Raw genomic sequence first — 11267 nt, 5'->3', positions numbered from 1 at the left:
AAAATATAACGTATTTTCAATAAAATCAAGCATATAATTTGATTTTTGACTGGTTTTTAAAGAAAAAAAATTGTAATTTTTAACCATAAAAACGGGGGCTCAAACGACAGGCTGTTGGACAGCCTGTGAAGCCTTCCGCTACATTTATAAGCATTCATAGGTCGCCATGGCCAGGGCGTCGTTGACGCCGTCCTCGATCATGGAGGCCCGGGCGTCGCGCAGCATCTTCTCGATAGGGTGATCCGGAGAAAACGCCTCCTCGCCGAATATTTTCAGGGCCTCGCCGGCCACCTCATAGGCCGTTTCCGTGGCCGTGATTTTGGACGCCACTCCGTACTTGCCCCACTCGGACAGCTGGTGAGGCTTCTCCGGATTGTTGAACCTGGCCGCCAGGTCCCTGACAAAGGCGTATCGGGCATAGGCCTTCTGGTAGGCGTCAAAGGCATGGCCGGCCGTCCAGTAGGTGCCCTTAAACCGGGTCGCCAGCGAACCGAGCGGACCGGCGGACTTGGCCAGGAAGTAGTCGGCGGCCCGGCGCGCGAACAGCCGGGCGGACTCCACCCGGGCGAACATGCGGAAGAGCCGGATGCGGATGTCCTTGCGATCGGCCAGGAGCACGCCGTCGCGGGTATTCGTGCGGGCGAAATTCAGGGTTTCGTCCAGCACGGCCCGGCCCAGGCCGGCAAAGGTGGCGCCCATGGTGCTGTTGGCCGTGCCCAGAAAGGCGTGGCCGAAGACATTGGGCCCGAACACGCCCGGAATGTGGATCAGCATGTATTTTTCAGGCAGACAAACATCGTCGAAAATGATTTCGCCCTGGTTTAAGGCCCGCTGACCGATTTTGTTCAAGGGCATGCCCCTGGAAATGCCGGGCAGGTTCAGCGGGCACAGGGCGATGCCGGAACCGTGAACGCCCTGGGAGGAGTCCAGCCCCACGTGCAGCACGGCATGGGTAGCGATGGTGCCGTTGCTGACCCAGGCGGCTTTCCAGCCGTTTAAAATATATTCGTTTCCTTTCTTAACGGCGGTCAGTCCCGGCGCCAGGCGCGGGTCCCCGCCGCACTTGCTCAGGCCCATGATCCAGTCGGTGCCGTGGTCGGGCTCGGTAATGGCCCAGCAGCCGACGATGTCCCCTTTCAGGTCGTCGGCATAGGCGCCGGCCCAGTTCCTGATTTCGGCATGGGGCGACAGGAGGGCGAAGGCGAAAGGCATTCCGGAAGCCAGCAGGCTGATGGCCAGGCCGCCGTCGGCGTAGCCCAGTTCTTCAGCCAGCAGGACGGTGGCCATGGAGGGCAGTTTGCCCATGGTGCCGCCGTAAGCCGCGGGAATCATCAGCCGGTGCAGGCCGCGTTCCCGGAATCCCCGGATCACGTCCCAGAGAACGGATTTGCCGGCGATTACATCCACCGGATCGGCCAGACGGTCCAGGGTCAGGCCGGCCGGCCGGATTACATGCCGGCCGAACTCACGGACCGTCTCCTGAAAGGCGGTCAGGCGCCGCCCCATTTTGATGTCAAGGTCAAGATATCCCATGAAAAGCCTCCCTGAATGACGGACCATAGTAAAGAAACGGCCGATAGTCGCCATTGACGTGTGACATGAAATGGCCCCCGTTACGGAATGACAGTATTGACAGTAAATTTACACTTACCTTCTTTTAAAAGTAAAGGGTATCTCAAAAAATCTCATTTTAGAGATGCCCTAAATAAAAAGTAATCCGGAAAACCCGTCCGCAAAGCTTATTGACACCACGGGAAATCCCTGTTAAGAGTATCGGCCATAAAAACGGTTTGTTAGCTAGCGGTGGGTGGTAAGGAAGATGTTGCGCGTCATCGGACACGCCGCTGATTTTCTGGCTGGACGGATACGACATTGATCAGCACAAAAAAACTGCTTGGCCTGATTCTTTTTTTCTTCGCCATTCTCGCTATGGGCACGGCGGGATATATCGTCATTGAGGGCTGGGATTTCCTGGACGCGTTTTACATGACCATCATCACCGTGACCACCGTGGGCTATGGAGAAATTCACACCCTCAGCCGGTCCGGGAGAATTTTTACCATTGCAGTCATCTTCATGGGGTACGGTCTCTTTATTTATGTCGCCGGATCGGTGATCCAGTTCATGGTGGACGGAAAAATCCGGGCGATTCTGGGGAGGAGAAAAGTGGACTCAAAAATCAAGCGGCTGCGGAACCATCATATCGTCTGCGGTTACGGCCGTATCGGCCGGGTACTGACCGCGCACCTGCTGGAAACCCCCCTGGACCTGGTCGTCATCGACGAAAACCCTGATCTGGTCCCGGTAATGGAGGCGGACAAGGTCCTCCATATCTGCGCCAGCGCCACCCAGGAGGAGACCCTGATCAAGGCCGGCATTGAACACGCCCGGGTGCTGATCGCGGCTTTGGCTACGGACACGGACAACGTCTTCCTGGTGCTCACCGCCCGGCAGCTCAACCCCAAACTGTTTATCATGGCCCGGGCCAGCCAGGAGTCGGCCAAATCCAAGCTGCGCGCCGCCGGGGCCGACAAGGTGGAATCCCCCTACGATACGGGCGCCCACAACATGGCCATGCGCGTGCTGCGGCCGAACGTAACCAATTTTCTGGAACTGGCCCTGGCCAGGAAGAACCGGCACATTCAGATGGAGGAGATACCGATTAATCCCGAATCCCGGTTCTGCGGCAAGACCCTGAGCGATTCGCGCATCCGCCAGGAGTTTGACCTCATCGTCATCGCCATCAAGAAATCAGATGCCGCCATGATATTCAATCCCTCTTTTGACGCCGAGATCCGGGCCAACGACACCGTCATCGTGGTGGGCAGCAGCGACAACCTGGAAAAATTCGGGAAAGCCGCCATGGCGGCCTGATAAAAAAAGAGAGTTGTGCGGGAAAGATACCCCCGCCAGGGATCAATCGATCAGCACCAGGCCACAGATGTTGGCCATTTTCTTTTCAGCGGCATCGGCTTTAGGATCGGCCACGGTCAGGGTCCATCCGGCGGTCTCAAAGAGCCGGGCCACATCGATGCCGAACCCGGACATGGACGGCCGGGCCTGCCGCGGGAAACGGCATTCTCCGTTGGCCGCAAGCGCCGAACAGTCCGGCTGGTCCTGGCAGAAAAGTTCCCGGCAGGAGCCGCCGGCGTAGGCCCTGGCCCGCGGAAAACCCGTCTTATGCGCCTCCTGCTCAATGGCGGCCGCGGTCTTGTGGAGCCGCTGAAAAACTTCGATGCGTTTTTCGGAAAAAAGATCCGCCGTGGGAACGTCGATCCGGAAGACAAGGGCCTGATGAAAGGTTTTCAGCAGGGCCTGAAGCCCGGCGGGACCGGTCACGTGGGGCGGGCAGTTTTTTGACGATCCGTAATTCGGGCAGCCCGGCTCCCGGCACTTGCCGGCCAGGACGGCATCAACAACAATATCCCCGGCCGCAACAATGGCGGCCCGGTCGGCCCCCGCGTCGAGGGCGTATTGAATCAATGGACTGGACTTCCCGTCCTGACTCATTATTCGGCCTTTATCAATTTGGTGTGCTTCAGTGATTTCATTCTATTCCTGTTGACCGAATATGGTTGTTAAGCAAACCGCCTGTTCCTATCCTTGTGGGCACCTCTAAAAATTGCCTTTTAGCTCGATCTCGGCGTTGCGCTCAAATTTTAATCCTTGAAATACTTCAGTGTATTCCTCCGGTTAAAATTTTCGCGTGCTTTGACCTCGAATCCAAATTCTAATTTTTAGAGATACCCTTATGACATTTTGTCACAATTTCCTTTAAAACCAAATGATTTTGCTGCAACCCGTGACGCGCTCGGAAAAAGTCTTTTGTGAGCGACTTGCGATCATTTTGGGGATAAAGGTCTCAAGGTTCCTGGCGTGAAGAATTTCTCACTGTCTGAGGGCGTCAGCCCGAGTTCGAGAAATTCAGCCAGGGCCGCTGAGACCGCCCGAAATGATCGCGGAGCGAACAAAACGGACTTTTCCGAGCCTGTCATTTTTATCCCCTTTTGTTTTTCCGGTTCGTTACGCCAGGAAGGCGTCTTCAGCCATTCAAGTGAAATTCTACAGGTAAATTATTTTCTTTCAAGCATTTATTTTCATTAAAAAAACCAGGGTAAAAAGCAAAGACCGCTTGCTCTTCTCCGGCAGTTCGGATAAAACAGCATTGATTACAAAGAAAAGAGGCTCACAAGACGGTCGGAAGGAGACGAGGCAACTGACTTGAGGCCTTTGACGTGGTATTGATATAACCACTCACAGCAAAGGAGATAAACCATGGGAATGATTAAAGAGTTCAAAGATTTTGCCATGCGCGGCAATGTCGTTGACATGGCCGTGGGTATTATCATCGGCGGCGCTTTCGGCAAGATCGTCAGTTCGCTGGTCAAGGACGTCATCATGCCGCCCATCGGGTTGCTGCTGGGAAACGTGGATTTCTCGGCCCTGGCGGTTACGCTCCGGGAAAAAACCGAGGCGGCCGAGGCCGTGACCATCAACTATGGCCTGTTCATCAACACGGTTCTGGATTTTGTCATTGTCGCTTTTGCCATTTTCATGGTCATCAAGCAGATGAACCGATTCAAAAAGCCGGCGCCGGCGGCCGAGTCCACGACAAAGGACTGCCCATTTTGCTTTTCCGCCGTCCCCGTCAAGGCGACCCGCTGCCCCCATTGCACCTCGGAACTGAAGGTTTAGGCACAACAACGATAACGATCTCATTTCCGTGAGATTTTTTATTTTTAACCAAAGGAGAGAAAGCTCATGATTCTGTTGAACCCGAAAAAGTACCAGGACCGTCATTATCCGGATCAGCGATCCAGGGACATCATGATCAAGACCATCGAATGGTTTGAAAACAAAGGCATGAAAAAGATGAAGGAGGATTTCCGTTCCCGGGAGTTCACCTACGACTTTGCCGAATTCGTCAAAAAAGAGCGCATTTTTGAAACCCTGTTCCTGCCCAAAGGATATGGCGATCCGGATCAGTACTACAGCACCTACCGCATGTTCGAGTATTCCGAAATCCTCGGGTTTTACGGAACCGCCTACTGGTATATGTACCATGTCTCCACCCTGGGCCTTGACCCGGTCTTCCTGGGCGACAACGAAGAATTCAAGAAGAAGGCGGTTCTAAAATTGCGGGAAAATCCCCTGTGCGCCTTCGGCCTGTCTGAAAAAGATCACGGGGCCGACATCTATTCCTCGGCCATGAAGCTTTACCCCCAGAAAGACGGCACCTACCTGGCCAGGGGGAGCAAGTACTATATCGGCAACGGCAACGAAGCCGGCATCATAACGGTCTTCGGAAAAATCGACGGCACGGACGAATACGTCTTCTTCGCCGTGAATTCCAAGCATGAAAAATACGAGTGCGTCCAGAATGTCATCTGGGCCCAGAACTTCGTGGCTGAATTCAACCTTCATGACTACCCCATCACCGAGGCGGAGATCCTGTCCCGCGGCCCCAAGGCCTGGGATGACATGCTCAACACCATCAACATCTGCAAGTTCAACATCGGCTCCGGTTCCATCGGCATCGTCACCCATTCCTTTTATGAAGCCCTGAATCACGCCGCCCACCGCAACCTCTACGGCAAATACGTGACCGAGTTCGCCCATGTCAAACGCCTGTTCGTGGACGCCTTCTGCCGACTGGCGGCCATGAAGCTGTTCGGTCTGCGGGCCACGGATTATATGCGGGCCGCCTCTCCGGAAGACAAACGCTACCTGCTGTACAACCCCATCATGAAGATGAAGGTGTCCATTCAGGGCGAGGAAGTTCACGAACTGCTCTGGGACATCATTGCCGCCAGGGGTTTTGAAAAAGACATGTATTTTGAACAGGCGGTGGTGGAGCTGCGCGGGTATCCCAAGCTGGAAGGGACCCGGCATGTCAACATGGCCCTGATCGCCAAGATCATTCCCAGCTATTTTTTCAACCCGAAACCATACCCGGAAATCCCCAAAATGAACGGGGCGCAGAACGACGACTTCATGTTCCAGCAGGGCCCCACCCGGGGATACGGCAAGATCCAGTTTCACGATTACCACCTTGCCTACAACTCCAAAAGCCTGCCGAATATCGAGGTGTTCAAGGAGCAGATCAAGGCCTACGAAGAGTTCCTGGTGGTTTCCGGAATGGAATTAAAAGACCAGATGATGAACGACTTTGACTACCTGCTCTGTGTCGGCGAACTGTTCACCCTGGTGGCCTATGGCCAGCTGATCATCGAAAGCGCGGCCATTGAAAAAATCGATGATGACATTCTCGACCTGATCTTTGATTTCATGATCAGGGACTTTGCCCGCTACGGACTGGAGCTGCGGGCCAAACCCGGCAGCACCGAAGCCCAGCAGCAGGCCTGCCTGAAAATGCTCAAGCGGCCGGTTGCGGACGCGGACAAGTTTAAAAGGGTCCTGGATAAACATGTTTATTCACTGGTTGATGCGTATAAAATGAACCCATAGCACAGGAACAGGCGCCAGGGAGGGCGCCCAGTCCTGAAAAAACGAAACGGTCATTGTTCTTTTAGCGATTACGGCCAAGGCGCTCTCCGGCAGGTCCCCGTTAACAGCAGTCCGCCATTCCGCAAAAGACTTCTTCCCCTGACAAAAAGAGTTTTCTTTTTTTATTAAAATAGCGTAATGCTCAGGCGCACATAGACAATCCATACCTGTCCATAGCGGGCAGGCATGAGGTAAAGGCGGTTGCATCAATGCAGAAGACAAATACGATAGCCATAAGAAACATTGCCATCATTGCCCACGTTGACCATGGCAAAACCACCCTGGTGGATGCCATGTTCAGGCAGAGCGGCCTGTTCCGGGAAGGCCAGGTGGTTGACGAACGACTGATGGACAGTATGGACCTGGAGCGGGAGCGGGGCATTACCATTGCCGCCAAAAACTGCGCCATCAACTGGCACGGCACCAAGATCAATATCATCGACACCCCGGGCCACGCCGATTTCGGCGGCGAGGTGGAGCGGGCGCTCTCCATGGCGGACGGCGCCATTCTCCTGGTGGACGCTTCCGAAGGCCCTCTGCCCCAGACCCGGTTTGTGCTGGACAAGGCGCTGAAGAACAATCTTAAAATTATCGTGGTCATCAACAAGATCGACCGGTCCGACGCCCGTCCGGCGGAAGTGCTGGATGAGGTTTACAGCCTGCTGATCGATCTGGGTGCCACGGATAAGCAGATCGAATTTCCCTATCTTTATGCCGTCGGCCGTCAGGGGGTGGCCATGAAATCTCCGGCGGATAAAGGCGAAAATCTGCACCTGCTGCTGGACATGATGGTCGCGGAGATTCCCCCGCCCGCGGCCGACCCGGAGGCGCCTTTTCAGATGCTGGTGTCCGATCTGAGTTACTCGGATTATCTGGGCCGGCTGGCCATCGGCAAAGTGGTGAATGGATCGGCGACATCAAAAAAGAACCTGGTCTGCATTCATGAAGACGGCAACCAGGTCCCGTTGAAGGTTTCCCGGCTTCAGGTGTACAACGGCCCGGGCGTAAAAGACGCCGCCGAAGCCGAGGCCGGCGACATCATCATCCTGTCCGGCATCGAGGACGTTCACATCGGCGATACCATCTGCACCGACGAAAGTCCCAGTGCCCTCCCCCGCATCCGGGTGGATGAGCCCACGGTCTTCATGCGGTTTGCCATCAATACTTCCCCTCTGGCCGGCCGGGAAGGGGCGCTGGTTCAAGCCAGTAAAATCCACGCCCGTCTGATCAAGGAAAGCCTCATGAACGTTTCCATCCGGGTGGAGATCGACGAAAGCAAGGAGAGCTTTATCGTCAAAGGGCGGGGTGAATTTCAGATGGCCATTCTCATTGAAACCATGCGCCGGGAGGGATTTGAACTCTGCGTGGGCCGTCCCCAGGTGATTTACAGATATGAAGGCGGCCGGCGTTTCGAGCCGGTTGAACATCTGTTGATCAACTGTGAAACCGCCTACAGCGGGATCGTGACCGAAAAACTGCTGCAGAGAAAAGGCAGCCTGATGCGCATGGAGCGCCAGGGCGACGACCGGACCCGCCTGGAATTTTCCGTTCCCTCCCGGGCGCTGATCGGTTTCCGGGACGAATTTCTGACCGATACCCGGGGAACCGGCATCATGAACGCCGGTTTTTCCGGTTATGAACCCTTTCGGGGAGATTTTCCCGGCCGCTTCTCCGGCAGCCTGGTGTCGGACCGCCAGGGCAGGGCCGTGGCCTTTGCCCTGTTTAACCTGGAAGCCAGGGGAAAGCTTTTTATCCAGCCCGGGGATGTCGTCTATGAAGGCATGATTGTCGGGGAATACAACCGGGACACGGATTTAAACGTCAACCCCTGCAAAACCAAGCAGCTGAGCAACATGCGGGCCTCCGGCAAGGATGAGGCCATTACCCTGACCACCGTTCCGCCCATGACCCTGGAAAAAGCCATCCAGTTCATCGCTGACGATGAAGTAATCGAAGTGACCCCGAAAAGCATCCGCCTGCGAAAAGCCATTCTTTCCGCCCACGGCCGCAAGACCTTTGAAAGAAGGGGAACGGCCGTTTCCGCCTGATTCCGCCTGCGGGGAAAACCAGGCGCGAAGATCACAGTTCCGGCCGGAACCCTTTAAAATAATCCTGAATCATGGTTCCGCCTTGCGACACGGGCGAAACCTCCAGGGCGCCGGCCGGGCAGGCACTCACACAGAGACCGCATCCCAGGCACGCCCCCGAAATCCTGACGCCGCCATCCGCCATGTGTATGGCCTCAACCGGACAGGCCGCCGGGCAGCGGCCGCAACCGTCGCAGGCACCGGCCAACCGGGCTTGCCAGCCCATGTGCCGAAACCGTCCCCTGACATCGGGCGTCACTTTCCTCAAATTCTGGAGGGCGATGCAGCAGCAGGGGCAACAGAAGCAGATTTCCAGCCATTGGTGATGGTGCTCCTTCTTTATTCCCCAGATGTAATTTTCCGCCTCGATCCACATGCCCATACCGACCAACCCCGAACCAACGGCTTTTTCCAAGTGCGCCAGGGATTCCGCCACGGTGGCCTCCCGGGCCACGCCGTTTTTCACCGTGGCCTCGGCCCCGGGGCCGAGGAAAATACAGCCCAGCCGGCTGTCATAGTCCCGGCATTGCCGGCCGGTCCGGCACAAACACTGGTGCATGATGGCGCGATAGGACGACGCCATGATCGACTGACGGATCACGTCGATGGGCAGGACCACGTTTTCCACCGGCTGGTTGCCGCTCAATGAATAGTTCAGGTCGAAGGTGTAGGCCTGGGTCAGGTTGGTCGGGCGGTCGTCCATGAGAACAATCTTTTTTAAAAGGTCGCCCAGAACCGGCGTTCGCACAAAATTGGCCGCCCGGCCCATGGCCGCGGTAAAGCCCTTGGCGTACCAGCGCCAGTTGGATTGGTTGGCGGCAAATCGTTCCCGCAGGGGTTTTTCTGAAAAAAGCATAATGGCAATTATCTCCTTTCCGCCTGTTTTATGCTTTAAAATAATCTCACCATATTCGTTTTCGACTATGCAGTCAATGAATAACAACTTTTGTCCAGATGGAAATCCTTTGAAAAAACAGAACAATCGGGGCGTAACCCGGATGAATCCAATTGACTTACCGGCCCATCCCGGTATACATGACAGTAGCAATCAGGAGATGAGCGTAAAAAACCATGAAGTCCGTATTAAAAAAATACCTGATAACGGGGCTGCTGATTCTGGTTCCCATTCTGGTGTCCTGGATCGTTCTGCTGCGGCTGGTCCAATGGCTGTATGGTGTTCTGGATTTCGATATTCTACCCCAGAGTGTACCGTCCCAGTGGCTTGACTTCCTGCCGGATATCGCTGTCCAGCCGCTGAACATCCTTCTTTCCGCGGCTGATTTTTTCCTGGCCCTGCTGACGGTCATCGTGGTGCTTCTGTTCACGGGGATGATTGGACAGGCCTGGATCATGCGACGGCTGATCAGCATCAGCGAAGCCATCCTCAACCGGCTGCCACTGGTGGGCATTGTGTATCGCACCAGCAAGCAGTTGATGGAAACGGTCCTCCAGGACGGCACCACCTCTTTCCAGCGGGTGGTCCTGGTGGAATTTCCCCGGGAAGGCCTGTGGTCCATTGGCTTTGTGAGCAATAAATCGTCAGCCCTGTTCGACAGTAAACTGGGCGGGAGAATGATCAATGTTTTTGTGCCCACCACGCCCAACCCGACCACCGGTTTTCTGATGGTGACCGCGGAAGACAAGGTGGTGAACGTGAACATGACCGTCGAGGATGCCTTCAAAATGCTCATGTCCATGGGAGTGGTCCAACCGATGAAGGAGCGTCCCTCAAAGCACACGGGTCTTCCGGCCGATTTGCAGCCCTGTCCAGTGACCGCGGCCGGGGAACCGCCGGGAAAAGAGTGAAAGCTTTTTGAAAATATTGACAGGGAATATCGGCCCTGTTATAGGTTAGCCGGAAATTTTTGGAGGAGCGTCGCCATATGCCCCCCGCGGCAACAATAGCGGACGATGATCGGCTGAATCAGCTCCTGGCCGACGTACGAAGTCGCCGGAAGCAGGCGGAAAAAGGCTACCGGGAACGGGCGCTCAAACTGTTCCCGCCGATCTGCGCCCATTGCGGTCGGGAGTTTTCGGGGAAAAGGCTGCGGGAACTCACCGTACACCACAGGGATCATAATCATGACAACAATCCGCCCGACGGCAGTAACTGGGAGCTGCTCTGCCTTTACTGCCACGAAAATCAGCATGGCCGCCAGGCGGTGGCCGACGCCTACGATACCTCTGATCCGGACATCGGACAGCGGCCCGCATACGACCACAAGCCTTTCGCCGGGCTGGAGGCGCTGCTGAAGGACAAGAAGTAAAGCACATCAAACAAACAAGCCATAACCTCATCAGGAGAGATCAATGAACCTCAAAGCCAAAAAACATGCGGAGGCACGCAAACAGCAAGTGCAGAAAAAACTGACGACCTGTCTCGACCGTCTCAAAGAAAAGGGCCTGGACCCCAAGCAGATCGCCAAGGATCCCCTGGTCCGCCAGTTAAGGGCCGAAATCCGTGAAGCCGGCGCCCGGCTGCGGGCCGTGGCCGCCACTGAAAAGCTCAACAGCGACAAGGTCGTCAAGAAGCAGGAAAAGGAAGCGACCAGAGAAGCCACCAGGAACCAGCCGTCCCAGAAGAAGAAAAAGTCCAAGGCTGTTCCCGAGAAAAAGGAAAAGAAGAGCAAAAAAGGAGAAGCCGCTTCGGCTGAAAAGGAATAGCCGCGGTCA

General features: G+C 55.5%; 10 protein-coding genes. 7 read left to right on the top strand and 3 right to left on the bottom strand.

Annotated elements, in window-relative coordinates:
* Window positions 1-144 precede the first annotated feature (144 nt).
* On the bottom strand, window positions 145-1533 hold the full coding sequence (locus tag AB1724_18935) for an acyl-CoA dehydrogenase family protein (GenBank protein MEW6079890.1): 1389 nt from the start codon (window positions 1531-1533) through the stop codon (window positions 145-147).
* A gap of 339 nt (window positions 1534-1872) precedes the next feature.
* On the opposite strand from AB1724_18935, the gene AB1724_18930 reads away from it, so the two are divergent.
* The gene (locus AB1724_18930) at window positions 1873-2874 is read left to right on the top strand and encodes a potassium channel protein (GenBank protein MEW6079889.1); all 1002 of its coding nucleotides are present in this window, start codon (window positions 1873-1875) and stop codon (window positions 2872-2874) included.
* 42 nt (window positions 2875-2916) lie between these two features.
* Here the strand turns inward: AB1724_18930 and AB1724_18925 are convergent, their stop codons facing one another.
* Window positions 2917-3510 carry a DUF2284 domain-containing protein gene (locus AB1724_18925; GenBank protein MEW6079888.1) on the bottom strand — a complete coding sequence of 198 codons (594 nt, stop codon included), beginning with the start codon at window positions 3508-3510 and terminating at the stop codon, window positions 2917-2919.
* Window positions 3511-4281: 771 nt separating this feature from the next.
* Between AB1724_18925 and mscL the strand changes: the two genes are divergently transcribed.
* The 3 genes from mscL (at window position 4282) to typA (ending at window position 8555) form a co-directional block, all read left to right on the top strand.
* Window positions 4282-4695, top strand: coding sequence for a large-conductance mechanosensitive channel protein MscL (gene mscL / locus AB1724_18920; protein MEW6079887.1), 414 nt, complete (start codon window positions 4282-4284; stop codon window positions 4693-4695).
* A gap of 66 nt (window positions 4696-4761) precedes the next feature.
* A complete protein-coding gene (locus AB1724_18915; protein MEW6079886.1) occupies window positions 4762-6468 on the top strand; it encodes an acyl-CoA dehydrogenase family protein in 1707 nt (568 codons plus the stop codon).
* 248 nt (window positions 6469-6716) lie between these two features.
* Entirely contained in the window at window positions 6717-8555 is a 1839-nt protein-coding gene (gene typA, locus AB1724_18910; GenBank protein ID MEW6079885.1) for a translational GTPase TypA, read from the top strand.
* A 31-nt stretch (window positions 8556-8586) separates the two neighbouring features.
* Here typA and AB1724_18905 read toward each other — a convergent pair whose 3' ends face one another.
* Window positions 8587-9450, bottom strand: coding sequence for a 4Fe-4S dicluster domain-containing protein (locus tag AB1724_18905; protein ID MEW6079884.1), 864 nt, complete (start codon window positions 9448-9450; stop codon window positions 8587-8589).
* Between the two features lie 215 nt (window positions 9451-9665).
* Between AB1724_18905 and AB1724_18900 the strand changes: the two genes are divergently transcribed.
* From AB1724_18900 to AB1724_18890, 3 genes are all read left to right on the top strand, one after another.
* A complete protein-coding gene (locus AB1724_18900; protein ID MEW6079883.1) occupies window positions 9666-10400 on the top strand; it encodes a DUF502 domain-containing protein in 735 nt (244 codons plus the stop codon).
* A gap of 77 nt (window positions 10401-10477) precedes the next feature.
* Window positions 10478-10861: a YajD family HNH nuclease gene (locus AB1724_18895; protein MEW6079882.1), complete on the top strand. Its 384-nt coding sequence runs from the start codon at window positions 10478-10480 to the stop codon at window positions 10859-10861.
* Between the two features lie 43 nt (window positions 10862-10904).
* The gene (locus AB1724_18890; protein ID MEW6079881.1) at window positions 10905-11258 is read left to right on the top strand and encodes a hypothetical protein; all 354 of its coding nucleotides are present in this window, start codon (window positions 10905-10907) and stop codon (window positions 11256-11258) included.
* Window positions 11259-11267: the final 9 nt, after the last annotated feature.

This window comes from Thermodesulfobacteriota bacterium (assembly GCA_040753795.1).
Lineage (GTDB): Bacteria > Desulfobacterota > Desulfobacteria > Desulfobacterales > Desulfosudaceae > JBFMDX01.
This window is presented reverse-complemented; position numbering and strand designations above follow the sequence as displayed.